We start from the raw sequence: 24,062 nt of genomic DNA, 5'->3' as shown, positions 1-24,062 counted from the left end.
ATGCCGACGCTCGAAAACACTAAGGGTCCGGCCAGTTCTTCGCACTTATCATATGATGATTGAAATGGCCGATCGGCAGGACAAACCCTGAGGTTTGGGGCCGCAAGCGGTCGTAAATGGAGACAACCGATGAGCACTTCCCCCAAGAAAAAATCCAGCGACCTGCGCAGTCAGCAATGGTTCGGCCGCAACGACCGCGACGGCTTCATCTACCGCAGTTGGGTGAAGGGCAAGGGCGTGCCGCACGACCAGTTCGACGGGCGCCCCGTCATCGGCATCTGCAACACCTTCAGCGAGCTCACGCCCTGCAACTCGCATTTCCGTACGCTCGCCGAGCAGGTGAAGATCGGCGTCTACGAAGCGGGCGGTTTCCCTCTTGAGTTCCCGGTGATGTCGCTCGGCGAGACGCTGCTGCGCCCCACCGCCATGCTGTATCGCAACCTCGCGAGCATGGACGTGGAAGAAAGCATCCGCGGCAATCCGCTCGACGGCGTGGTGCTGCTCATGGGCTGCGACAAGACCACACCCGCGCTCATGATGGGCGCGGCCAGCGTCGACCTGCCGACTATCGGCGTCTCCGGCGGGCCGATGCTCTCGGGCAAATGGCGCGGCCAGGAGCTGGGCTCGGGCACCGGCGTGTGGCAGATGAGCGAGCAGGTGCGCGCCGGCACGCTCAAGCTGCAGGACTTCTTCGAGGCCGAGAGCTGCATGCACCGCAGCCACGGCCATTGCATGACCATGGGCACCGCGAGCACCATGGCCTGCATGGTCGAGTCGCTCGGCATCGGCCTGCCGGGCAACGCGGCCTACCCGGCCGTGGATGGCCGGCGCAACGTGCTGGCGCGCATGGCCGGCCGGCGCATCGTCGACATGGTGCATGAAGACCTGAACATGTCGAAGATCCTCACGCGCCAGGCGATCGAGAACGCCATCAAGGTCAATGCGGCCATCGGCGGCTCCACCAACCTCGTCATCCATCTGCTGGCCATTGCGGGGCGCATCGGCGTGGACCTTTCGCTCGACGACTTCGACCGGCTGGCGTCCGACCTGCCCTGCCTGGTCGACCTGCAGCCTTCGGGCCGCTTCCTGATGGAAGACTTCTGCTACGCGGGCGGGCTGCCGGTGGTCATCAAGGAGATCGCGCAGTACCTGCACAAGGACGCCATCACGGCCAACGGCCAGACGCTGTGGGACAACGTGAAGGACGCCGAGAACTACAACCCGCAGGTGATCCGCCCGCTGGCCGAGCCCTTCAAGGACAAGGCCGGCATCTGCGTGCTGCGCGGCAACCTTGCGCCCAACGGCGCCATCATCAAGCCCAGCGCCGCCACGCCCGAACTGCTGGTGCACAAGGGCCGCGCGGTGGTGTTCGAAAACGCCGACGACCTGCACAAGCGCATCGACGACGAGAACCTCGACATCGACGAGCACTGCGTCATGGTGCTGAAGAACTGCGGCCCGCGCGGCTATCCGGGCATGGCCGAGTCGGGCAACATGCCGCTGCCGCCGAAGGTGCTGCGCAAGGGCATCACCGACATGGTCCGCATCAGCGACGCGCGCATGAGCGGCACGGCCTACGGCACGGTGGTGCTGCATACGGCGCCCGAGGCGGCCGCGGGCGGGCCGCTCGCGGTGGTGCAGGACGGCGACATCGTCGAGCTCGATGTGCCCAACCGCAAGCTGCATCTGCATGTGAGCGACGAAGAGCTCGCAAGGCGGCTCGAGAAGTGGGTCGCACCCAAGCCGCCGCTCGACTCGGGCTATTGGAAGCTGTACGTCGACACGGTGCTGCAGGCCGATCAGGGCGCCGACCTGGCCTTCCTGCGTGGTCGCCGCGGGGCCTTCGTGCCGCGCGACAATCACTGACATGACAAGACTGGTCGCCATCGATTGGGGCACGAGTTCGCTGCGCGGCGCATTGCTCGATGCCAACGGCAAGGTGCTCGAAGAGCGCAGCGATGCGCGCGGCATCCTCAAGGTGCCGCAAGGCGGCTTCCCCGCTGTCTTTGAAGCGCTGTTCGGCGACTGGATGCATCTGGAAGGCGCGCGCTGCCTGATCTCCGGCATGGCCGGCAGCAAGCAGGGCTGGGTCGAGGCGCCGTACTGCGCCTGCCCGGCGGGCCGCGTCGAAGTGGGCCGCAGCATCATCGACATCGACGTGCGGCCGGGCTCGCGCATCTCCATGGTGCCGGGCCTCAGCGACGAGCATGACGGCGTTCCCGATGTCATGCGCGGCGAAGAGGTGCAGATCTTCGGCGCCATGTCGATCGCCGGGCTGGACGAGGGCGTCTTCGTGCTGCCGGGCACGCACAACAAGTGGGCCACGGTCAAGAAAGGCCGCGTCGCGGGCTTTCGCACCTACATGACGGGCGAGTTCTACGCGCTGCTGAGCCAGCACTCGATCCTGGCGCGCACGCTCGACGCGGCGGCGCCGCTCGACGAAGCGGCCTTCCTCGACGGCGTGACGCGCTCCGAGAACGGCCACGGCCTGCTGCACAACGCCTTCGGCACGCGCACGCTCGCGCTGTTCGAGCGCATGGCCACGCAGGAACTCTCCAGCTATCTCTCGGGCCTGCTCATCGGCGAAGAATTGCGCACGCAGTCGCTGCAGGCGGCCGGCGAGGTCGTGCTGATCGGCTCCTCCGCCCTCACCCAACGCTACGCCCTGGCGCTGCGCGCCACCGGCACCGCCACGCGCACGCTCGGCGCCGAAGCCACCTGGGCCGGGCTGCATGCGCTGTCCGGCTTTCTCGACGCAGACAGAATTCCGCCATGACCACACCGCAACAAAAATTCGAGGCCGCGATGCGCGAGCTGCCGCTGGTCGCCATCCTGCGCGGGCTCACGCCTGCCGAGGCCGCCGAGGTGGGCGATGCCATCGTCGAGTCCGGCTTCCGGCTGCTCGAGGTGCCGCTCAATTCGCCCAAGCCCTACGCCAGCATCACGCTGATGCGCACGCGCTTCCCGCACGCCCTGGTGGGCGCCGGCACGGTGCTCGACGTGCAGCAGGTGCGCTATGTGCATTCGGCCGGCGGCGAGCTGATCGTGTCGCCCAACTTCAATGCCGACGTGATCGCCGAAGCCATGCGGCTCGGCATGGTCTGCCTGCCCGGCGTGATGACACCGACCGAAGCCTTCGGCGCGCTGGCCGCGGGCGCGACCGGGCTCAAGCTGTTCCCGGCCGAACTGGCATCGCCTGCGGTGGTGAAGGCCCTGCTCGCGGTACTGCCCCAAGGCACGCCGCTGATGCCCGTGGGCGGCATCACGCCCGCCAACATGGCCGAATGGCGTGCGGCCGGCGCGGCCGGCTTCGGCATCGGCTCCGCGCTGTACAAGCCGGGCAAGCAGGCATCGGCCGTGCGCGCCGATGCGCAGAAATTCGTCGCGGCCTTCACGGGCGCGACCGCCATCTGAAAATCTTCTTTCCAACGTCCACGAGGGAGCGTCGATGTCCGCCGATTCAGCCTACGCCAGCCCCGCCATCCGCAAGCTGCGCGAAGACCTTGCGCTTGCATTGCGCGCCGCCGCCCACCACGGATTGTCCGAAGGGGTCTGCAACCATTTCAGCGTGCTGCTGCCCGGCGCACAGGACCGCTACCTGATCAATCCGCGCGGCCTGCACTGGAGCGAGATCGGCCCTGACGACATCGTGCTGATCGATGTGCACGGCGAAGTGCTGGCCGGCCGCCATAGGGTGGAGCCGACCGCCCTCTTCATCCACGGCGCGGTGCACCGCCTCACGGGCCACGCAGTCGTGCTGCACTGCCACATGCCCTACGCCACGGCACTCACGCTCACGGCCGATCGTGCGCTCGATCCCACGCTGAGCCAGAACGCGATGCGCTACATGAACCGCATCGCGATCGACGGGGTCTACAACGGCCTTGCGCTCGATGATGCCGAAGGCGAGCGCATCGCGCGCGCCATGGCGGGCAAGGACATCGCCTTTCTCGCGAACCATGGCGTGATCGTGGCGGGCGCCTCCATTGCGCATGCCTACGACGATCTCTACTATCTGGAACGCGCGAGCCTGCACCAGGTGATTGCGCAATCGACCGGGCGCCCCCTGGTCCCCGTCGATGCCAAACTGGCCGCGCATGTCGCGGCACAGATCCAGGGCGAGCGCGAGCAGTCGGACCTGTTCTTCGAGGCATTGCGGCGGATGCTGCCTCCGCCACGCGGCTGAGGTCCGTTCGGCCGATTTCGAATCGCAAAAGGGCGGCGCAGCATCGCGCAATGGGCGCGCAGCGGCTTACAGCTCTTCATCCGATTTCGCTCCAGCCTTACACAGCGTTCACATGGGGCCGCGACGATAGGGCTTCCAACCACTCCATGGGAGTCGCCATGAAAAAGCTCACTTACGCGATCGGCGCCGCAGCCCTGCTGTCGCTGGCTGCACTCAGCGCCCCGGCACAGGCACAGACCGGCGGCCGCTTCATCCAGGCCCAGGTCTACGTGGTGCCCGCACCGCCGCCGCGTCACCACTACTACGCGCCGCCGCCCCCGCGGCATCACTACTACGGCCCCGGCTACTACCACGGGCGCGACCGCTACGAGCATCGGCATCGCCACTGGGAAGAGCGCCGCCATGGCCGCAGAGACTACGACGGCGACGGCGTGCCCAACCGCTACGACCGCCGGCCCGAGAATCCCTACCGCTACTGATCCCGGAGGAGCGGCGCGGCGCTCGAAAGCAGCTCAGGCCCGCGCCACGCGTTGCAGCAGGCCGCGCGTCGTGCGCGGCCAGCCCACGCGGCCGAACCAGGCGCCGCCGGCGATCGCCGAGGCGATGACGATGCCGTACACCACCAGCGCCACGGCCTGTGCCGCGAACACGCCGGCCAGTCCGCCGCTCCAGCGCAAGGCCAGCCAGCCGCCCACGCCGGCCACCGCGAGCCGCGCGATGTTGCCGAGCACCGGCCACAGCAGGCGCCCGGCCCCCTGCGAGGCGAAATACAGCACCAGGCCGACGCCGAAGAAGCCGTAGAGCGGTCCCACCACGCGCAGGTAGTGCGCGCCGGTTTCGAGCATGGCGGGGTCGCTGCCGAACAGCAGCAGCCAGGGCCGCGGGAACAGCGCCGCGGCGAGGCCGATGGTTTCGGTGAGCGCAAAGGCCAGCGCCGCGCCGGCCCAGGTGGCGCGCAGCGCACGCTCGCGCTGGCCCGCGCCCATGCAGGTGCCCACCATCGCGACCAGCGGCGCACCAAGGCCGAACACCAGCGGCACCAGCAGGTACTCGAGCCGCGAGGCGGTGCCGTAGCCCGCCAGCGCGCCCGAGCCGAAGTGCCCGGTCAAGGCCGTGGCAATGCCGATCGACAGGTTGGTCGCCACCGTCGACACCGCACCCACCAGCCCGATGCGCAGGATGTCGCGGAACAGGGGCCAGCGCAGCTTCAGTACGGAGAGCGTGGGGCGCAGCAGGCTGCGCGGCGAGCGCAGGTAGACGATGAGCGCGATCGAACCCAGCAGGTAGTACAGCAGCAGCGCCATCGCGCCGCCCGCGATGCCCATGCCCGGCAGCGGTCCCCAGCCGAAGATCAGGAGCGGCGATGCCGGAATGAGGAACACCACGCCCACCACCGTCACGTTCGCCGGCACCGCCATGTTGCCAGTGCCGCGGATGATGGCCGAGAGCGAATTGAAGAGCCACACCAGCACCGCACCCGCGAACACCCAGTTCGAATACGTCAGGGCCGCGTCGAGCGCCGCGCCGGTGCCGCCCATGATTGCGTAGAGCCATCGCCCGCCGGCCAGCAATGCAAGCGAAAAGCACAGGCCGAATCCGATCGCGATGACCACCGCATGCCACACCAGCGCATCGGCGTCGCCGCGGCGGCGCGCGCCCAGCGCACGGGCGATCGACGAGGCGATGCCGCCGCCCACGGCGCCGGCCGAGGTCATCTGCATCAGCATGACGATGGGGAACACCAGTGCCATGCCGGCAAGCGCATTGGTGCCCAGCTTGCCGACGAAGTAGGTTTCGATGAGCCCGACGGATGCCTGCGCCACCATCACGAGCACGTTGGGCGCGGCCAGGCGCAGCAGGGTCGCCACGATCGGCGCTTCGAGCAGCATGCGCGTGCGCGGATCGAGTCCTCCGCTCATTGAAGAACCTCCGCGCTATGCGCTGCGGTGCGAGCCCCCTTCGGAGCGGCCGGGCGGGGGCTCATGCCACCACCAGCTTCGCACGCGCCAGCCGCGCTTCGCGGATCGGCAGGTGCACCAGCGCCGCGCCCGCGGCGAGCGCGATGTCGATGTACCAGACGATGTCGTAGTTGCCCGTGGCCTGGAAGACGTAGCCGCCCAGGTACGCGCCCAGGAAGCCGCCGACCTGGTGCGCCAGCATCACGATGCCGAACAGCATCGCCATGTTGACCGGCCCGAACATCTTGGCGACGAGGCCGGCGGTCGGCGGCACGGTCGACAGGAAGGTCACGCCCATCACGGCGGCGAACACCAGCATGACCACGGTCGTCTTCGGCGCCAGCAGGAATACCAGCACGGCAATGCCGCGCGTGGCATAGAGCAGCGACAGCAGCGACTTCATGCGCCAGCGTCCCACCGCCCAGCCCATGGCAAGGCTGCCGACGATGTTGAACAGCCCGATCATCGCGAGCGCCCAGCCACCGACCTCGGCCGGCAGTCCGCAGGCCGCGACGACGCCGGGCAGGTGCGTGGCGAGGAAGGCGACATGGAAGCCGCAGACCAGGAAACCCAGGCTCAGGTAGCGGTAGCTGGGTGTCGCGAGCGCCTGGCCGATAGCCTGGCGCGCACTCAGCGGCTTCATGCCCGATGCGGCCGCCGAGGCCGCGGCCATCGCGTTCGAATTGCCCTTGAGCACCCATGCGGCCGGCAGCGCCAGCAGCACCAGCACGCCGAGCCACTGCATGGCACCGGCCCAGCCCACGGCTGCCGTCAGGCCGACGGCGATCGGCGCCATCGCGAACTGTCCGAAGGAGCCGCCGGCGTTGACCATGCCGGTGGCCAGGCCGCGCTTTTCGGCCGGCACCAGCCGCGTGGTCGCGGCCATCAGCACCGAAGGGCCTGCCATGCCGGCACCGCCGGCCGCGAGCACGCCGATCGCGAAGATCAGGCCGGCCGTGCTCGTCATCAGCGGCGTGATCAGGGTGCCGACGGCGACCAGCAGCACGCCCAGGAACACCACGCGGCCGGTGCCGATGCGGTCGGCCACGGCGCCCGCGAAGGGCTGCGTGAGGCCCCACCAGAGCTGCCCGAATGCGAACGCCAGGCTGATGCTGCCGATGCCGAGCGCGGTCGAGGTGTTGAGTGCCGAGAGGAACAGGCCCATCGTCTGGCGCACCCCCATCGTGAGTGCGAAGGCGCCCGCGGCCGCCAGCAGCACGAGCCAGAGCGCATGGCGCCGCAGAAGGGTTTCATTCATTGCCGGCTCCCGTTGCGTCTTCCGGCTGTCCATCGCCCAGCCCCGCGCGTTGCAGCAGTTCCAGGCTCTCGTCGAGCAGGGCATGCAGCGCCAGCACGCGTTCCGTGCCGAGGATGTCGTTGAGCGCCAGCTGCGCGCCGTGCCACAGGCGCTGCGCCTCGGCTCGCTTCTCGCGGCCTGCGTCGGTGATCGCCAGCATGCGGCTGCGCGCGTCGGGCCCCTCCGTCTGCACCAGGAAGCCCGCCGCCAGCATCGGCTTGAGGTTGCGCGTGAGCGTGGAGGCGTCGACGTTCATCCCGCGCGCCAGGTCGACCGGACGCAGCGGCCCGAGATGCAGCACGTGCGAGAGCAGCGAATACTGCGTGGTCTTGAGCCCGCTGGGCGCAACGTGCACGTCATAGAGGCGCGACGCCAGCCTGGAGAGCCGGCGCAGGCGGAAATTGGTACATCCTTGGGGCTTCAACTGAGGCTTCAGCCGGGGCTTCAGAGCGGTGTTCATGCCGTTCATTGTAGCTACAATGGTTGCACCTACAACTATCAAGGAGCTTTTTTCCATGACCGAGTCCCATGCCATCGACGCCTGGATCGCCCAGGAGGCCGAGGTCGTCGAACGGCTGAACGCGGGGCCAGGCCCTGGCCTGGCCCGCCCAGAGCAGATCGCCGGCAAGACCGGGCTCCAAATGATGCAGGCCATGCTGAACGGCGACATCCCTTTTGCGGCCATCGCGAAGACGCTCGACTTCACGCTGCTTTCGGTGAGCCCCGGCGTGGCCGTGTTCCAGGGCACGCCCCTTGCGCAGCACCTGAACCCGCTGGGCACCATCCACGGCGGCTGGGTTGCCACCCTGCTCGATTCCGCGCTGGGCTGCTCGGTCCACGCCATGCTGCCGGCCGGGCGCGCCTACACGACCGCCGAGCTGAGCGTGAACTATGTGAAGGGCCTCACGCCCAAGGTGCAGCGCGTGCGTGCCGAGGGCAAGGTGATCCACTGCGGCCGGCAGCTCGCCACCGCTGAGGCGCGGCTGTTCGGACCCGACGGCACGTTGTACGCGCATGCCACCACGACCTGCCTGGTGTTCGAGATTCCCTCGTCACGCTGATCGGACGTCGCGCGCAGGGCTGGATCAGGTTTGCCGATGGGTGGATTAATCAACTAACCGGCGCCCTCGAGCAATCCTTGTAAGTGCAAGGACATAAGAAACCGCCGCAAGGGCAGTGATAATTGTTCGCATCGGCGCCGCAGGCCGGCCGCCGATGTTTCCCGAAGAACACATCACCGCTCCTGGAGGATTTTTCATGACCGAACGCTCTGGCGCTCAAGCCCGCGCCGCCCGCGCACTGATCGGCGTCACCGCCGCCTGGCTGGCCGCCGCCGCCCTGCCCGCCCACGCCGCCAACGACGAACTCACGCTCTACACCACGCGCGAAGCCGCGTTGATCCAGCCGCTGATCTCGGCGTTCAGTGCGCAGAGCAATATCAAGGTGAACACGGTGTTCGTGAAGGACGGCCTGCTCGAGCGCGTCAAGGCCGAGGGCGCGCGCTCGCCGGCCGACGTGCTGATGACGGTGGACATCGGCAACCTGATGGACCTGGTCGACGGCGGTGTGACGCAGCCGGTGAAATCGGCCGCGCTCGAATCGGCCGTGCCCGCCAACCTGCGCGGTGCCGACGGCCAGTGGTTCGCGCTCTCGCTGCGCGCGCGCGTGCTCTATGCCGACAGGAACCAGCCGCTCACCAGCTTCCGCTATGAAGACCTGGCCAACCCGAAGTGGAAAGGCAAGGTCTGCATCCGCGCGGGCCAGCATCCCTACAACACGGCATTGATCGCAGCCATGATCGCGCACGACGGCGAGGCCAAGGCCGAGCAATGGCTGCGCGGCGTCAAGGCCAACCTGGCCCGCAAGGCCACGGGCGGCGACCGCGACGTGGCGCGCGACATCCTGGGCGGCATCTGCGACATCGGCCTGGCCAACTCCTACTACGTCGGCCAGATGAAGAGTTCCAAGGAAGGCACCGACGCGCGCAAGTGGGGCGACGCCATCAAGGTGGTGCGCCCGACCTTTGCCAGCGGCAAGAGCGGCGGCACGCACGTCAACATCAGCGGTGCGGCCGTGGCCAAAAATGCGCCGCAGCGCACCAACGCGGTCAAGCTGCTCGAATTCCTGGTGTCGGAGCCGGCGCAGGCGCTCTACGCGCAGGCCAACTACGAATATCCGGTGCGCAAGGGCGTGGCGCTCGATCCGATCATCGGGGAAACCATCGGCGAGCTGAAGGTCGATCCGCTGCCGCTCACCGAGATCGCCAAGTACCGCAAGCAGGCCAGTGCGCTGGTCGACAAGGTCGGCTTCGACATGTGATGTTGCTCGCCCCCAGGCTTCGCGCCGGTTCCGTGGTGTTTTCCGAAGGAGCGGGAGCAATGGGAGGCCAGTGTTCTGCATGAGTTTCGGCGGCCTGCAGGCCGCGGGCCCGGTCTGGCGCTGTGCCTCTTTCGTCGTCGCCATTGGCGTGCTCGCGCCGGTGCTCATGCTCGCCTGGCTCGCCTTCGGCTCCGGCATCGCGCACTGGGGGCCGCTGTTCGCCCACGTGCTGCCGCAGGCCGCGCTCAACACGGCCCTGCTGCTCGCGGGCGTGGGCGCGCTGGTGCTGGTGATCGGCACCGGCTGCGCATGGCTCGTGACGGCCTGCGATTTTCCGGGGCGCCGCGTGCTGAACTGGGCGCTGCTGCTGCCGCTCGCGATGCCGACTTACATCGTCGCCTTTGCCTACCTGGACCTGCTGCATCCGATCGGCCCGGTGCAAGGCGCGATCCGCTGGGCGCTGGGCTTCGACAGTCCGCGCCAGTTCCGCCTGCCTGACCTGCGCTCGATGCCGGGCGCGATCTTCGTGCTGGGCTTCGTGCTCTACCCCTATGTCTACATGACCGCGCGCGCCATGTTCATGACGCAGCCCGCGCATCTGATGGAAGCGGCGCGCACGCTGGGCGAAAGCCGGCGCGGCGCCTTCTTTCGCGTGGCGCTGCCGCTGGCGCGGCCGGCGCTCGCGGTGGGCCTGAGCCTGGCGCTGCTCGAAACGCTCAACGACATCGGCGCCTCCGAATTCCTGGGCGTGAACACGCTCACGGTGGCGGTCTACACCACGTGGATCACGCGCTCCGACCTGGCCGGCGCGGCGCAGATCGCCTGCGCCATGCTGTTCGTGGTGGTGGCGCTGGTCTGGCTCGAACGCAACGGGCGCCGGCACCAGCGCTTCGGCTCGGCGCAGCGCATGCGCGCGATGCAGCCGCGGCGCCTGCACGGCAGCACCGCCTGGCTCGCCACTGCCACCGCGGCGCTGCCGGTGCTGATCGGCTTCGTGGCCCCCGCCCTCTACCTGGTCTGGGAAAGCGCCAAGCGGCTGCGCCAGGGCGGTGGCGTGTCGCAAGGTTTGCTGGCGAGCCTCGGCAACACGATCACGCTGGCCGCCGGCGTCACCGTGGCGGCCGTGGCCGCGGGACTGGTGGTGGCGTGGGCCACGCGCAGCCAGGGATCGCGCCCCAACCGCGCAAGGTGGCAGGCGCGCGCAGCCACGCTGGGCTATGCGCTGCCGGGCACGGTGCTCGCCATCGGCCTGCTCACGCCGGCGCTTGCGTTCGACGCCGCGCTTGCCGGCATGCTCGGCCTGCAGGGCTTGCCGCTCATGGGCGCGGGCATCGTGCTGGTGGCGGCCTGCGCGATCCGTTTTCTCGCCATGCCGGTCGGCGGCATCGAAGCCGGGCTCGCGCGCATTCCGCCCGCCATCGAGCAGGCTTCGCGGCTGCTGGGCGAGACCAGCGGCGGCACGCTCAGGCGCGTGCACCTGCCGCTTCTGCAGCCCGCCATTGCCACGGGTGCGCTGCTGGTCTTCGTCGATGCAATGAAGGAACTGCCGGCCACGTTGCTCTTGCGGCCGGCCAATTTCGACACGCTGGCCACCTGGCTCTATGCCGAGGCCGCTCGCGGCACGTATGAAGAAGGCGCGATTGCCGCGCTCGCCATCGTGGCGGCCGGCCTGCTGCCGGTGGTGCTGCTCGCGCGCAACCAACTGGGCACGCCAGCTGCAGAGACACAATGAGTTCCCCTCTTTCCATCGAATCGATCCACCTCGCCTACGAAACGCCGCGCGGCCTGCATGCCGTGGTCAACGACTTCTCGCTTTCGCTGCGGGCGGGCGAGATCGCGTGCCTGTTCGGCCCCTCGGGCTGCGGCAAGACCACGGTGCTGCGGGCGATTGCGGGCTTCGAGCCGCTGCGCGCGGGCACCATCCAGCTCGGCGAGGTGCTGCTCTCCTCGACCCGGGTGCACCTGGCGCCCGAGCAGCGCCGCGTGGGCATGATGTTCCAGGAGTACGCGCTGTTTCCCCATCTGTCGGCAGGCCAGAACGTGGCCTTCGGCCTGCGCCGCTCGAGCCGTGCGCAGCAACAGGCGCGCGTGGCCGAGATGCTGGCGCTCGTGGGCCTGGCCGATGCCGGCGAGCGTTTTCCGCATGAACTCTCCGGCGGCCAGCAGCAGCGCATTGCGCTCGCGCGCGCGCTGGCGCCTTCACCCGCGCTGCTGCTGCTCGACGAGCCGTTTTCGAACCTCGACGGCGGCACGCGCGAACGCCTCACGGCGCAGGTGCGCGGCATCCTCCAGCGCGCCGGGCAAACCGCGATCCTGGTCACCCACAACGAGGCCGAGGCCCATGCCATGGCCGACCGGATCGGCGTGATGCATGCGGGCCGCATCACGCATTGGCTGGACACCGGCAAATAGCACAAGCCGCCCGTTCGGCGAATGGGCTTTTCGGGAAAAGGTTGTTCGGGGCCGCAAGAATTGCCGCGGTCCCACTTTCAACTTTTCCGGAGCGCCAACGCCATGTCCAACAAGCCCCTCACTCTCGTCAGCCACCTGCTGTGCCCCTACGTGCAGCGCGCCGCCATCGCCCTGGCCGAAAAGAACGTGCCCTTCGAGCGCGTGGTGATCGATCTTGCGAACAAGCCGGACTGGTTCGTCGCGATCTCGCCGCTGGGCAAGGTGCCGCTGCTGCGGCTTCAGCGCCCCGATGGCAGCGAGGCGGTGCTGTTCGAGAGCAATGTGATCTGCGAATACCTCGAAGAGACCCAGCCCGGACCGCGCCTGCATCCCGAAGACCCGCTCACCCGCGCCGAGCATCGCGCGTGGATGGAGTTCGGCTCGGCGGTCCTGGGCGACCTGTGGGGCTACGAAACCACGCGCGATGCCGAAGTGTTCGAGCAGAAGCGCCTGGCGCTTGCCGCCAAATTCGAGCGCGTCGAAGCCGCGCTCGGCGCGGGCCCCTACTTCGCTGGCAAGGACTTCAGCCTGGTCGATGCGGTGTTCGCGCCGATCTTTCGCTACTTCGAGGTGTTCGACGAAATCAGCAATTCGCACATCTTCGATGCCTTGCCCAAGGTGAATGCATGGCGCCGCGCGTTGGCGGCGCGGCCGAGCGTGCGCAGCGCGGTGGTGCCGGAGTATGCGCAGCACCTGCGCGAATTCCTGCGCAAGCACGAGTCGCACTTGCTCGCGCTCGCCTAGAACCGACAATGGAAATTCTTCCCCGCAACCACAGATCCCACGAGATGCGACTCCTCCACACCATGCTGCGCGTCGGCAACCTCCAGCGTTCGATCGACTTCTACACCCAGGTGCTTGGCATGAACCTGCTGCGCACTTCGGAAAACCCCGAGTACAAATACAGCCTCGCCTTCGTCGGCTACGGCGGCGGCAACCCCGACCAGGCCGAGATCGAGCTCACCTACAACTGGGGCACCGAAAACTACGAACTCGGCACCGCCTACGGCCACATCGCGCTGGGCGTGCCCGACGCCTACGCGGCCTGCGAAAAGATCAAGGCCGCCGGCGGCAACGTCACGCGCGAAGCCGGCCCCGTGAAAGGCGGCACCACGGTGATCGCCTTCGTGACCGATCCGGATGGCTACAAGATCGAGCTCATACAAGACAAATCGAAGGCTTCCGGCGACGGCCGCCCGGCCACGGCGGACGCCCTGCGCGCATCCTGACCGGGATATTGTTCGATTCGTGAAAGGACGCGGCACCCCGCCACGGTGCCGGCGCCCGGCTTCCGCCTGCGCGCAGCGGGGGCCGAATTGAGGATACAAATGATCACCTTTTAAAGGCGATCGGCATATTCTTTGCTGGTATTTTCAAGGGGTAGTGCTGATGCAGGACGCATCACATTCTGATACCCGGAATCGCGATCAAAGAGCTGCACAGTTCAGCAAGATTGCCCATTCGGATGTGGCTCCGAATGCTCCTTATTCTTTGAACTATCTTCTACATGAGCGCTTTCTTCCAAGCGGAATGACATTGACCATTCTGAGCATACGCGGCAAGCCCATTGATCCGGCCATATCGCTGATCATCTTTTTCTTTTCCGCCCTGATTGTCGGCGTCATTCCGTTTCTCTACCACGACACGGCGGCTCAGAATTTTCCGGATGAAGAAACGCTTCTCAGCTTTTATGGCGCGGATTTGTGCCAGCTCACGTCCACCACGATCGAGGAAAGAAATTCCTATGCGTGCAGCGCATTCCTGCTGGAATCGGCCGGGCTGAGCGCCAAAACGGCGCCCATTGCCGGTGCGCTGCTGAGCGTCACGTTGACCGTCATACCCATACTCCAGTTCAGCCGAATACCCCTTGGCGTATTTCTGGTGTCGCTCGCATGGGGGTTCATCAGAGCCATTTTCCTGTCGGTCCTTTCGAAGGACATGCTGTCGGCCTGCGTGGTGCTGCTCTCGGTCGTGGCCGCGCAGCACAGCGGGTTCGGGCTGACGTGGTTCCTGTCGTCGACGATCTATGGCTGGGTGGTCAGAAAGTATTGGCTGTTGGTGAGTGCCGTCTGGCTCGGACTGCGGTTGATAAGAAAGCAACTCACCGTGTTCAGGCTCTTGGTCATCATCGTCCTGGTCTATATCGCGCTCGCGCTGACGTTCCAGATCGCACTCGGCGTCACCCTGGACTTTGCCCGGGCCACGGTCAACGAGAACCGCGACGTCGGCGCCGAAGGCTCGCGGACGGTCATCGAGGCGGTCATCGCTTCCGACAACGCCCTGCTGCAGGCGCTCAACGCCACGATCACATTCTTCCGGCTGGCGTTTCCGCTCGAACTTCTGCGCTTCGGGTCGGTCAGCCAACTGGCGTTCATCTCGATCATGCCTTTCACGTTCGTATGGATGGTGAAAGTCATTGTCGAAGGCGCCAAGTCGAGCAACAAGAGCCTGATCCAGGCGGGCAAGGTCGCCCTTGCGCCCCTGTCCTTCCTGATCATCGAAGGGGTGTTCGAGCCCGACTTCGGCTCGTTTGCTCGCCACTTCGCCATCGTGAGTCCGCTCGTCTTTTCTGCCATGGCGCTGGCGCAGAAAACCGAACTCGCCGAGAAGAGGCTCCTCCTGCGGCGCAGGCGGGCCGCCGCTGCCGTTTCAAGCAGCCCGCTCTTTGTTCGCCCCACCCATCAGGATCGCATTTCGTGAAATCCCAATCCATTGCGGTCGATCAGCCACAGTACGTCGAATCCATTCAGGCAGGCAGAGGCATTGCCGCGCTTCTGGTCGTGATTCACCATGCAGCGCAGAAAGCGCATGCGCTTTCTGGCGGCGCCATTCCGCTGTTCGATTTCGGGATCATCGGCGTCGACATATTCTTCATGATCAGCGGCTTCATCATCTACTTTGTCACGGCCAACAAGACCATGACCCATGTGGAATTCATGGAGAAGCGGATCGTCCGGGTGTTTCCCCTGTATTGGGGACTGTCTTTGCTGGCGCTGCTGGTCTTCATCTTTGCGCCGAAGCTGATCAACAGCAATGCCCAGTTGCCCACCGACATTGCCGCGTCGTTCTTTTTGTGGCCCACATCCGCCCCGTACCTGGTCAACAACGGATGGACGCTCACCTACGAGATCATTTTCTACGGCTTGTGGGCCTTGGTCGCACTGCCGAGCGCAAAGCCGAAGAATGCCTACCTCGCATGCCTGGTATTGGCCGCCGCATCGTTCACTGGATTGCTTTCCGGCATCGACTACAAGGTAATGAATTTTTCATTGTTTTTGGAGTTTGCATTCGGAGTGGCAATTGGCGTGGCGTTCAAGAAAGGGCTGATCCGGCGGAGCACGCCGGCATCCATCGTCTTGATGATCGCCGGGGCCTTTCTTGCGCACCTGGCAATTTCCGAAGGCCTTGGAAACAGCGAACTCAGAGGGTTTGCACTGGCGATTCCCGCCGCAATGATCTTCTTCGGGCTGATATCGCTTGGATCGTTCTGGGCCAGGCTGCGCGTGATACTGGCCATTGGGGACAGCTCGTATTCGCTGTACCTGTTTCACCCATTCATCCTGGTTGCGATTCCGCTCACGGTCAAACTGCTCGGCTTCGGCTCGGTGCTTCAGATCCTTGCCATTTCCGTTGCGATCTGTATCGCGTCGATCTGGGCTTCGCACATGGTCTACAGGTTCGTGGAATTCCCGCTCACGCAGATGATGCGCGGGATGATCAAGTCCGCGAAATCCTTCAACGCGGCAAGGGCAAGGTGATTGCGCCGCGGTTCAGCAGCCCAGCAGATCGGCCAGTTGCCTGATGTCGCGCGCGTGCAGGCTGTTGTCCGGATGCGGCGAAACGTCCTTCGGCTTGGCGCGGCCGAACTCGTGCGGACGCTCGATGTAGGCAGTTTTCAGGCCGCACACGCGCGCGGCGGCCAGGTCGTCGTGGTGTGCGGCGGCCAGCATCACCTGCCCCGGCGTTGCGTCGAACACGCCCGCCACGCCCAGATAGGTGCGCGGATCGGGCTTGTAGGCCTTGAACACTTCGGCCGACAGCACGCAGTCCCAGGGCAGGCCGGCGCGCTTGGCCATTTCGGTCAAGAGGCCAATGTTGCCGTTGGAGAGCGTGCAGATGGTGAATTTCTTCTTGAGGCGCGTGAGCCCCTCCACCGCATCGGGCCAGGCGGGCAGGCGGTGCCAGGCCCGGCTCAGGTCGCGCTTGGCGGCGGTATCGAGCCGGTCGGCCAGGCTGAAGTCGTGCAGCACCTGTTCGAGCATGCTCAGGTGCAGCTCATCAAGCAGCGTGAAGCCGCCCTCGCCCGCCGCGATGCGCTCCATCACGGATTTCATGGCGGGCTGGTAGCCCGCACGCCAGGCGAGCGCAAAGGCGGCGCCGTCGACGCCTGGCAATGCCCGCTCGGCCTCGGCGGCGATGCCGCTGTGCCAATCGACCACGGTGCCGAAAACGTCGAAGGCAATGACCTTCAGGTCACTGGCGTCGAAATCCGCGCGCATGGCCGGATCAGCGTGAGAGTTGGCTCGCCGCGCGTGCGAGCTGTTCGATGCGCGCCCAGTCGCCGTTGCGGATGGCGTCGGCCGGCACGATCCACGAACCGCCCACGCACGCCACATTCGAGAGCGCGAGAAACTCGGCCGCGTTGTCCGCATGGATGCCGCCCGTCGGGCAGAAGGTCACGTCGCCGAACGGGCCCTGCCACGCCTTCAGCATCGGGATGCCGCCCGCCTGCAGCGCGGGAAAGAACTTGAGTTGGGTGTATCCGTCTTCCTGCGCGGTCATGATCTCGCTGCCGGTGGCAACCCCGGGCAAGAGCGGCAGGCCGAGGTCGTGGCAGGCCTTGCCCACGGCGCGCGTATAGCCCGGGCTCACGCCGAACTTCGCGCCCGCCAGCGCCGAGGCCTGTGCGTCGGCCGCGCTGCGGATGGTGCCCGCGCCGGCCACGGCATCGGGCACGTCCCGGGCAATGGCCTCGATGCATTCGAGCGCCTGCGGCGTGCGCAACGTGACCTCAAGCATGCGGATGCCGCCAGCCACCAGCGCGCGCGCCAGTGGAATGGCATGTTTGACGTCGTGCAGCACGATCACCGGAATGACCGGTGCGTCGCGCATGACCTCGAGTGCGGTGAGTTTGTCTGTCATTTCATTGCTCCATTACGTGACGCATGCCTTCGGGCCTGAGCTTGCTCACAGCCATGAGCATGCGCCTTCTTCGGCGGTCAATGCATTGCGGCGCATCCCTGCGAACAGCTCGCGGCCGAGTCCATGGCCGTCGTCGATGCGCTTGGCCTCGGGCAGCTTGGCGATCTCGCGTTCGGCCCATTCGTCGTCGGGCACCAGCACTGCAAGCGTGCCCGCCACGGCGTCCAGGCGCACGACGTCGCCATCGCGCACCTTGGCCAATGGGCCACCCGCGGCGGCTTCCGGAGAAACGTGGATGGCGGCCGGCACCTTGCCCGAGGCGCCGCTCATGCGGCCGTCGGTGACCAGCGCCACGCGAAAGCCCTTGCCCTGCAGCACCGACAGCGGCGGCGTGAGCTTGTGCAGTTCGGGCATGCCGTTGGCCTGCGGCCCCTGCCAGCGCACCACGCAGACCACGTCGCGCTCCAGCTCGCCGGCGGTGAAGGCCTGGTGCAGCGCGGCCTGCGAATCGAAGACGCGCGCCGGCGCCTCGATCACATGGCGGTCGTCGGGCACCGAAGACACCTTGATCACGCTGCGCCCCAGATTGCCGTTGAGCAGCTTCAGGCCGCCGGTGGCGCTGAAGGGGCTCTCGACAGGCCGCGCGACGGTGTCGTCCTTGGACGGCGCGGCGGAAGTCCAGACCAGGCGCCTGTCGTCCGCAAGGGAGGGGATGTTCGCGAACTCGCGGATGCCGCCGGCGCGCACGGTCAGCACGTCGGCATGCATCAGGCCGGCGTCGAGCAGTTCGCCGATCACGAAGCCCGGACCGCCCGCGGCCTGGAACGCATTCACGTCGGCGCTGCCGTTGGGATAGACGCGCGTCAGCAGAGGGATCACGTCGGAGAGCCGGGAGAAGTCGTCCCAGTCGATCACGATGCCGGCCGAGCGCGCCACCGCCACCCAGTGGATCAGGTGATTGGTGGAGCCGCCGGTGGCCAGCAGCGCCACCATGGCATTGACGATGCAGCGCTCGTCGACCATTTCGCCGATAGGAGGGCAAGACCAGGCCCCCACGCTCGGCACTTCGTGTCCTCGCTGCCCCCCGAGGGGGCGCTCGCTTGCTTGGGGCGGCCCGGCGCGGCGCTCGACGCCGCCCACGCCCGACTTGCCCAGCACGGTGCGCACAGCCTCGCGCGTGAGCGTTTCGCGCATGGCGTCGCCGGGCTGGATGAAAGCGGTGCCGGGCACGTGCAGGCCCATGGCCTCGAGCAGCATCTGGTTGCTGTTGGCGGTGCCGTAGAAGGTGCAGGTGCCCATGGTGTGGTAGGCCGCCATCTCGGCGTCGAGCAGGCCCTGCCGGCCGACCAGGCCCTGCGCCGCCTGTTCGCGCACCTTCGACTTCTCGCCGTTCGACAAACCCGAGGGCATCGGACCGGCGGGCACGAACACCGTGGGCAGGTGCCCGAAGTGCAGCGCGCCAATCAAAAGGCCAGGCACGATCTTGTCGCACACGCCCAGCAGCAGGGCGCCGTCGAACATGTCGTGCGTGAGCGCGATGGCCGTGCCCATGGCGATCACGTCGCGGCTGAAGAGGCTCAGCTCCATGCCGGGCGTGCCCTGGGTCACGCCGTCGCACATGGCGGGCACGCCGCCGGCCACCTGCGCGGTGGCGCCGAGGCTGCGCGCTTCTTGCTTGATGATGTCGGGGTAGCCCTGGTACGGCGCGTGGGCCGAGAGCATGTCGTTGTAGGCGGTGACGATGCCGATGTTGGGCGCGCGCTCCGTCACCACCTTGAACTTGTCGTTGGCCGGGATGCCGGCCACGGCATGCGCGACGTTGGCGCAGCCCATGCGGTCGGAGCCCCGGTCGCGGCTGCGGATTTCCGCCAGCCGCTGGAGGTATGCGCTGCGCGGCCCCCGGCTGCGTTCGCGAATGCGATCGGTGACGTCAAGGACGGTGGAATGTGTGCTCATGGGGATGGTTTCGGTCGCGCTGCCGGCATCCGGTCACTGTCGCTTTTGCGACCTTCGACGTGGGAGTCAATGGTACCAAGACGCCACGGCCGAGGCCGATGGAAATCCGCACCCCGGCAATACGGATTGGCGAATCCGGATCTGCTGGCGGCCGGCTCAGTCGACCAGCTTGACTTCCACGCGCCGCGCCTCGGCGTCGTTGCCCGAACCCGCGGTGATGGCGGGCCTCTGCAGGTCGACCTTGCCGGCCGGCACACCCAGGCCCACCAGCACGTCACGGATTGTTTCGGCGCGTTTCTTCGCAAGCTGCTCGTTGATGGCCGCGTCGCCGGTGGTGTCATGAAAGCCCGAGACCACGGCCTTGCGCCCGCTCTCCACGCCCTTGATGACGGTGGCCAGCGCCTCGGCCGCGCGGGGCGCCAGGTCGGCGCTGCCGGTGGCGAAATAGAAGTTCACCACGCCGTCGGCCACGCGGATGCTGGCCCCGTCGGGAATGACGACCGTCACCGTCTCGGTCACTTCGGCTACTGTGGTGTTGGTGGCCGGCCCCGCGGCCACCGCCGCCACCGCGACGGCGGGCATGCCGGCCGCTGCCGGCCCATGGCTCTTGTGCCAGAGCACCACGCCCAGCACGAAGAAAATCACCAGCGCGATCAATGCCAGGAGAAATCCGAGGATGAAGTTTTGCTGGCTGTCGTCGTCGCTCATGAGGGGTCGTACTCCGTAAGAAGAGAGAGGTCGGTAAATAATGGTGCGGTGAACCATGATCGCGAAATTGTAGGCGCCGGCCCCTCGGGCCCCGCACCCGATCCCGGACCGCCGGGCCTGGACCCGCTGCCCAGGCCGCTGCGCGACCCGCAACCCATGCTCGAACAGGCCATTGCCGACTGGGGCGGCCGCGACGACCTCTGGCTCTTCGGCTACGGCTCGCTGATCTGGCGGCCTGAATTCGACTTCGCGGAGCGCCGCCCGGCCTGGGTGCATGGCTGGCACCGCGCACTCAAGATGTGGAGCCGCATCAACCGCGGCAGCGTCCAGACGCCTGGCCTCGTTTTCGGCCTGCTGTCGGGCGGCAGCTGCCGCGGCATGGTGTTCCGGGTGCCCTCCGCCCATGGGCTCGAAACGCTTCGCAGGCTCTGGCTGCGCGAAATGCCCACCGGCGTGTACGACCCCAGGTGGCTGAAATGCACCACGCCGGAAGGCGACGTGCGTGCGCTCGGCTTCACGCTCTCCAGGCGCAGCCCCAACTTCACCGGCGAGCTCAGCGATGAGCGCTATCGCCACATCTTCACGCATGCCGTCGGCCGCTACGGAAGCTCGCTCGACTACGCGCGCCAGACCCTGCTGGAACTGCGCCGCCATTCGATCCACGATGCGGCCCTGGCACGGCTGGTGGCGCTGGCCCACGAGAGGCAGGAGGAACAGGAGCGGCAGGAGGCACAGGAGCGGCAGGCAGAGGCCGGGACGGCGGCCGATTGCGGGATGGCGCCGGCTCCGGTATATGTTCCGGGGTCTCCGGACAAATCTCCTTTTTCCTCTTCCCTTCCCCAACAATCCTCCGGACCGTCCAAGGAAAAACCATGAACCATCGTCTTCTCGCCGCCACCGGCACCGCCCTTCTCGTCAGTGCCCTGCTTTCGGCCTGCGGCAGCATGATGGGCGGCAAGCCGAGCACGGCCGCCGAACTGATGCCTACCGCCGCGATCTCGCCCAACCCCACGCGGGGCACGGTGACCTTCACCGCGCTGGACCATGGCGTGCGCGTGGCGGGCGAGGTGCGCGGCTTCGCGCCAGGCAGCGAGCACGGTTTCCACATCCATGAAAAGGGCGACTGCGGCGACAACGGCAACGCCTCGGGCGGCCACTTCAACCCCGCCGGCGGCACGCACGGCAAGTTCAGCGCGCCCGGCAGCCATGCCGGCGAACTGCCGAGCCTGGTGGCCGATGCGAGCGGCGTGGCGCGCTTCAGCGTCGACGTGCACACGATCTCGCTGACCGAAGGCGCCGCCAACAACGTGGTGGGCCGCGCGCTCGTCGTGCACCGCGACCGCGACGATTTCACCACCCAACCGGCCGGCAACTCCGGCCCGCGCACCGCCTGCGCGGTGATCGCGCGGCGCTGACCGGCTAGCCCGAGAAGCGCTCCAGCCAGAGCGCCTCGGCGGCTGCCAGGGCCTCCGGCGTGTCGATGTCGGTCACGATGCCGACGTCGTCCACCACCAGGTCGGCCACCGCATCGATGGCGCGCATCGCCTTCAGGATGGAGGATGCGCCAAGCGTGCCCCTGAGCGCCGCGAGCTGCGCCCCGCAGCCGGCCGAAAAACCCACCGGATGGCCGCGCTCGCCCCTGTACTGCGGCTGCACCGCGCGCACCCGGCCGGCCAGCGCCCCCGCCACGGCGCGCAGCGTCTCCGGGCGCACCAGCGGCAGGTCGCCCGGAAGAATCAGCCAGCCGGCGGCGTCCGGCGTGGCGCGCACCGCGGCCGCAATCGAGTCGCCCATGCCCGGATGCCCGGCGTCTTCAACCCGCCACGGCAGGCCGCTCGCACGCACCGCGTCCAGCGTGCGTTCGAGCAGCGGCTTGCCCGCCAGCGGCGCCTGCAGTTTGGGGCCGGTGCCGCCGGCCGCGATGAAGCGCTCGCCGCGGCCCGAGGCCAGCACGATCACGCACGGAGAATTCGCCTTTGTCGCCATGCGCCGAGTATGTCCGCGGAACGCCCGCAGTGCCGCGCGGCGGTGCATGCGCAACAATGCCGGCATGAGTTCTTCTTCTCCAACAACCAACGAAACCCTGGCCGCGCTGCGCAAGAGCTACGAGCGCTCCGAACTCGGCGAAACCCACAGCGCCGACGATCCCCTCAAGCAGTTCGAGCGCTGGCTCGGCGAAGCCATCGACGCGCAGGTGCCCGAGCCCAATGCGATGACCCTGTGCACCGTGGGCGGCGACCTGCGGCCTTCGAGCCGCATCGTGCTCATCAAGGGCTATGACGCGCGCGGCATCGTCTGGTACACCAACTACGAAAGCCGCAAGGGCCGCGAGCTGTCGGGCAATCCGTATGCGGCCTTGCAGTTCCATTGGGTCGAGCTCGAACGCGTGGTGCGCATCGAGGGCCGTGTGGAAAAGGCGAGCGCGGAGGAAAGCGATGCCTACTTTGCGAGCCGCCCGCTCGATTCGCGCATCGGCGCCTGGGCCAGTCCGCAGAGCGAGGTGATCAGCGGCCGTGAGGTGCTGGTCAAGAACGCGGCCGTGGCCGCCGCCAGGCACCTGCTCTCGCCGCCGCGCCCGCCGCACTGGGGCGGCTACCGGCTGGTGCCGGACCGCTGGGAATTCTGGCAAGGCCGCAAGAGCCGCCTGCACGACCGGCTGCGCTACCGGCTCGAAGGCGCCACCTGGGTGCGTGAACGCCTGGCCCCTTGAGCTTCCCCGCCTTTTTCGCGGAACACCGCGGAACCGGCTTTGCCGGGCCGCAGGTGTTGCCCCCTTGAGGGGGAGGCGGCTACACGAAGTGAGCTGCTACGGGGGTGGGTCAAGTTTCGCAAGGCGCGACCTTGAACTCGACGCGGCGGTCGAGCGCATCGCTGGCATCGTCCGCACCCGTGCCCACGATGTTCTCGCGGAATCCCATGCCGGACTCGCGCAGCTTCTTCGACAGCGGCGGCGCCTCGCCCACCAGCCGGGTCTTCACGCTGACCGCGCGCTGCAGCGACAGGCGCTCGTTGACCGACTCCGAACCGGTGCGGCTCGTATGGCCCGTGACCACCACGCAGGAGTCGATCTGTGCGGCCTGGCGCGCGATCTGCCGCAGCCACATCGGATAGGCGGCGCTGATCTTCGGATCGGCCAGGAAATCGGTCGAGCCGGGCTTGAACAGGAACTTGACGCTCAGGTTGTTGGTTTCCAGCCCGAGCCGCGCCAGGGTGCCGAAGGTTTTTTCCGCATCGGCCGTTCGGCCGAGCTGGGCCTGCGTGAGATACAGGCCGCTGTAGATGCGCAGCTGCTGGCCGTCGGGCCGGCGCGAAGCGGCCTCATAGCGGCTGAGCGCCTCGCTCATGCGGCCGGCCTCGTAGGCGGTGGTGGCTTCCTGCAGCACGGTCGCCGTGGGCAGGCGCTCCAGGTAGAGCGCATCGGCGGCTTGCCCGGGCTGGGTTTCGGCGGTGCGGATGTAGCCTTCCACGCCGCGGTCCTTGCCGTTCACCGGGCTGTCGCGAAAGAAGGCCGTGGGACGCGTGTCGAGCGTCGCGTCGCTGATGCGCGCCACCGATTGCGCAATGACCACGCCGCTCTTGATCTCGGTCAGCGCCAGGTTCAGCCGGTAGCGCCCGTCGGTCGAATCCTTGTCGCGCACCAGCGTGCCGTTGAGCACGTACTGCGCGCGCTCGATTTCGGCGTTGTTGAAGGGCGTGACGGTGAACTGCTTGAACTGCGACTGCATGCGCTGCACGATGCGCTGCTCGGCCACGCGCGTGACTTCGGTCTGCTGGCCGCTCGCGCCTTCGAGCAATGGGTCGATCACGATGCGGCTCTGCTTGATCGACGATTCCACCTTGGCCAGGAAGGCCGGCAGCTTCTGCGTCTGCACGATCAGGTCGTCCACGGCCTGATCGACGGCCCGCTCGAAAGGCATGGCGTTGCCCGGCGCCGGCCGGTGCGCGCACGCAACGCAAAGCAGCGCGGCGCACGACAGCGCCAGCGCGCGCATGGCCGTGCGGATGGGGTGGGTGGTCTTCGTCATCAGCATTGGCTCCTCAATAT

25 protein-coding genes are annotated in these 24,062 nt (G+C 67.4%); 16 read left to right on the top strand and 9 right to left on the bottom strand.

Going from position 1 to position 24,062, the window contains the following annotated elements; genetic code table 11:
* Window positions 1-129: 129 nt before the first annotated feature.
* From QFZ47_RS21090 to QFZ47_RS21070, 5 genes are all read left to right on the top strand, one after another.
* Window positions 130-1,866: an IlvD/Edd family dehydratase gene (locus QFZ47_RS21090; protein ID WP_307657481.1), complete on the top strand. Its 1,737-nt coding sequence runs from the start codon at window positions 130-132 to the stop codon at window positions 1,864-1,866.
* A gap of 1 nt (window position 1,867) precedes the next feature.
* Window positions 1,868-2,776, top strand: a complete 909-nt coding sequence (locus QFZ47_RS21085; protein WP_307657480.1) for a 2-dehydro-3-deoxygalactonokinase — start codon at window positions 1,868-1,870, stop codon at window positions 2,774-2,776.
* Entirely contained in the window at window positions 2,773-3,414 is a 642-nt protein-coding gene (locus tag QFZ47_RS21080; RefSeq protein ID WP_307657479.1) for a 2-dehydro-3-deoxy-6-phosphogalactonate aldolase, read from the top strand. Before QFZ47_RS21085 ends, QFZ47_RS21080 begins: the two co-directional genes overlap by 4 nt.
* A 34-nt stretch (window positions 3,415-3,448) precedes the next feature.
* Complete coding sequence (locus QFZ47_RS21075) at window positions 3,449-4,186, top strand: aldolase (protein WP_307657478.1); 738 nt, start codon at window positions 3,449-3,451, stop codon at window positions 4,184-4,186.
* A 158-nt stretch (window positions 4,187-4,344) separates the two neighbouring features.
* On the top strand, window positions 4,345-4,665 hold the full coding sequence (locus QFZ47_RS21070; RefSeq protein ID WP_307657477.1) for a hypothetical protein: 321 nt from the start codon (window positions 4,345-4,347) through the stop codon (window positions 4,663-4,665).
* A 33-nt stretch (window positions 4,666-4,698) separates the two neighbouring features.
* Here QFZ47_RS21070 and QFZ47_RS21065 read toward each other — a convergent pair whose 3' ends face one another.
* The 3 genes from QFZ47_RS21065 to QFZ47_RS21055 form a co-directional block, all read right to left on the bottom strand.
* Window positions 4,699-6,105 (bottom strand): MATE family efflux transporter, encoded by a 1,407-nt coding sequence (locus QFZ47_RS21065; protein WP_307657476.1) that lies wholly within the window; start codon window positions 6,103-6,105, stop codon window positions 4,699-4,701.
* Window positions 6,106-6,166: 61 nt separating this feature from the next.
* Window positions 6,167-7,402 (bottom strand): MFS transporter, encoded by a 1,236-nt coding sequence (locus QFZ47_RS21060; RefSeq protein WP_307657475.1) that lies wholly within the window; start codon window positions 7,400-7,402, stop codon window positions 6,167-6,169.
* Complete coding sequence (locus tag QFZ47_RS21055; RefSeq protein WP_307657473.1) at window positions 7,395-7,901, bottom strand: MarR family winged helix-turn-helix transcriptional regulator; 507 nt, start codon at window positions 7,899-7,901, stop codon at window positions 7,395-7,397. Before QFZ47_RS21055 ends, QFZ47_RS21060 begins: the two co-directional genes overlap by 8 nt.
* A gap of 55 nt (window positions 7,902-7,956) precedes the next feature.
* Here QFZ47_RS21055 and QFZ47_RS21050 point away from each other — a divergent pair, with 55 nt between their 5' ends.
* The 8 genes from QFZ47_RS21050 (at window position 7,957) to QFZ47_RS21015 (ending at window position 15,969) form a co-directional block, all read left to right on the top strand.
* Entirely contained in the window at window positions 7,957-8,502 is a 546-nt protein-coding gene (locus tag QFZ47_RS21050; RefSeq protein ID WP_307657472.1) for a PaaI family thioesterase, read from the top strand.
* A gap of 196 nt (window positions 8,503-8,698) precedes the next feature.
* Entirely contained in the window at window positions 8,699-9,760 is a 1,062-nt protein-coding gene (locus QFZ47_RS21045; RefSeq protein WP_307657471.1) for a Fe(3+) ABC transporter substrate-binding protein, read from the top strand.
* Window positions 9,761-9,839: 79 nt separating this feature from the next.
* Window positions 9,840-11,492, top strand: coding sequence for an ABC transporter permease (locus QFZ47_RS21040; protein ID WP_307657470.1), 1,653 nt, complete (start codon window positions 9,840-9,842; stop codon window positions 11,490-11,492).
* Complete coding sequence (locus tag QFZ47_RS21035; RefSeq protein WP_307657469.1) at window positions 11,489-12,172, top strand: ABC transporter ATP-binding protein; 684 nt, start codon at window positions 11,489-11,491, stop codon at window positions 12,170-12,172. Before QFZ47_RS21040 ends, QFZ47_RS21035 begins: the two co-directional genes overlap by 4 nt.
* 102 nt (window positions 12,173-12,274) lie before the next feature.
* The gene (locus QFZ47_RS21030) at window positions 12,275-12,955 is read left to right on the top strand and encodes a glutathione S-transferase family protein (protein WP_307657468.1); all 681 of its coding nucleotides are present in this window, start codon (window positions 12,275-12,277) and stop codon (window positions 12,953-12,955) included.
* Window positions 12,956-12,999: 44 nt separating this feature from the next.
* Window positions 13,000-13,440 carry a lactoylglutathione lyase gene (gene gloA, locus QFZ47_RS21025; RefSeq protein ID WP_307657467.1) on the top strand — a complete coding sequence of 147 codons (441 nt, stop codon included), beginning with the start codon at window positions 13,000-13,002 and terminating at the stop codon, window positions 13,438-13,440.
* Window positions 13,441-13,741: 301 nt separating this feature from the next.
* Window positions 13,742-14,911, top strand: coding sequence for a hypothetical protein (locus QFZ47_RS21020; RefSeq protein WP_307657466.1), 1,170 nt, complete (start codon window positions 13,742-13,744; stop codon window positions 14,909-14,911).
* Window positions 14,908-15,969 carry an acyltransferase family protein gene (locus QFZ47_RS21015; protein ID WP_307657465.1) on the top strand — a complete coding sequence of 354 codons (1,062 nt, stop codon included), beginning with the start codon at window positions 14,908-14,910 and terminating at the stop codon, window positions 15,967-15,969. Before QFZ47_RS21020 ends, QFZ47_RS21015 begins: the two co-directional genes overlap by 4 nt.
* Before the next feature lie 12 nt (window positions 15,970-15,981).
* Here QFZ47_RS21015 and QFZ47_RS21010 read toward each other — a convergent pair whose 3' ends face one another.
* The 4 genes from QFZ47_RS21010 to QFZ47_RS20995 form a co-directional block, all read right to left on the bottom strand.
* Complete coding sequence (locus tag QFZ47_RS21010) at window positions 15,982-16,710, bottom strand: haloacid dehalogenase type II (RefSeq protein WP_307657464.1); 729 nt, start codon at window positions 16,708-16,710, stop codon at window positions 15,982-15,984.
* A gap of 7 nt (window positions 16,711-16,717) precedes the next feature.
* Window positions 16,718-17,353, bottom strand: a complete 636-nt coding sequence (gene eda, locus QFZ47_RS21005) for a bifunctional 4-hydroxy-2-oxoglutarate aldolase/2-dehydro-3-deoxy-phosphogluconate aldolase (protein WP_307657463.1) — start codon at window positions 17,351-17,353, stop codon at window positions 16,718-16,720.
* A 45-nt stretch (window positions 17,354-17,398) separates the two neighbouring features.
* Window positions 17,399-19,309, bottom strand: a complete 1,911-nt coding sequence (locus tag QFZ47_RS21000) for a dihydroxy-acid dehydratase domain-containing protein (protein ID WP_307657462.1) — start codon at window positions 19,307-19,309, stop codon at window positions 17,399-17,401.
* A 156-nt stretch (window positions 19,310-19,465) separates the two neighbouring features.
* Window positions 19,466-20,017 (bottom strand): OmpA family protein, encoded by a 552-nt coding sequence (locus QFZ47_RS20995; protein ID WP_307657461.1) that lies wholly within the window; start codon window positions 20,015-20,017, stop codon window positions 19,466-19,468.
* 48 nt (window positions 20,018-20,065) lie between these two features.
* Here QFZ47_RS20995 and QFZ47_RS20990 point away from each other — a divergent pair, with 48 nt between their 5' ends.
* Both QFZ47_RS20990 and QFZ47_RS20985 read left to right on the top strand, forming a co-directional pair.
* On the top strand, window positions 20,066-20,893 hold the full coding sequence (locus QFZ47_RS20990) for a gamma-glutamylcyclotransferase (RefSeq protein WP_307657460.1): 828 nt from the start codon (window positions 20,066-20,068) through the stop codon (window positions 20,891-20,893).
* Complete coding sequence (locus tag QFZ47_RS20985) at window positions 20,890-21,432, top strand: superoxide dismutase family protein (protein WP_307657459.1); 543 nt, start codon at window positions 20,890-20,892, stop codon at window positions 21,430-21,432. The genes QFZ47_RS20990 and QFZ47_RS20985 overlap by 4 nt, the downstream gene beginning before the upstream one ends.
* A gap of 4 nt (window positions 21,433-21,436) precedes the next feature.
* Here the strand turns inward: QFZ47_RS20985 and QFZ47_RS20980 are convergent, their stop codons facing one another.
* A complete protein-coding gene (locus tag QFZ47_RS20980) occupies window positions 21,437-22,003 on the bottom strand; it encodes a nucleotidyltransferase family protein (RefSeq protein WP_307657458.1) in 567 nt (188 codons plus the stop codon).
* Window positions 22,004-22,049: 46 nt separating this feature from the next.
* Here QFZ47_RS20980 and pdxH point away from each other — a divergent pair, with 46 nt between their 5' ends.
* Complete coding sequence (gene pdxH, locus QFZ47_RS20975) at window positions 22,050-22,727, top strand: pyridoxamine 5'-phosphate oxidase (protein ID WP_307657457.1); 678 nt, start codon at window positions 22,050-22,052, stop codon at window positions 22,725-22,727.
* Between the two features lie 109 nt (window positions 22,728-22,836).
* On the opposite strand, the gene QFZ47_RS20970 is transcribed toward pdxH, so the two are convergent.
* Window positions 22,837-24,048 carry an OmpA family protein gene (locus QFZ47_RS20970; RefSeq protein WP_307657456.1) on the bottom strand — a complete coding sequence of 404 codons (1,212 nt, stop codon included), beginning with the start codon at window positions 24,046-24,048 and terminating at the stop codon, window positions 22,837-22,839.
* Window positions 24,049-24,062 lie beyond the last annotated feature (14 nt).

Source organism: Variovorax paradoxus, from assembly GCF_030815975.1.
Taxonomy (GTDB): Bacteria; Pseudomonadota; Gammaproteobacteria; order Burkholderiales; family Burkholderiaceae_C; genus Variovorax; species Variovorax paradoxus_N.
Note: the sequence above shows the minus strand (reverse complement) of the source record. Positions and strands in the feature narration are given on the sequence as shown.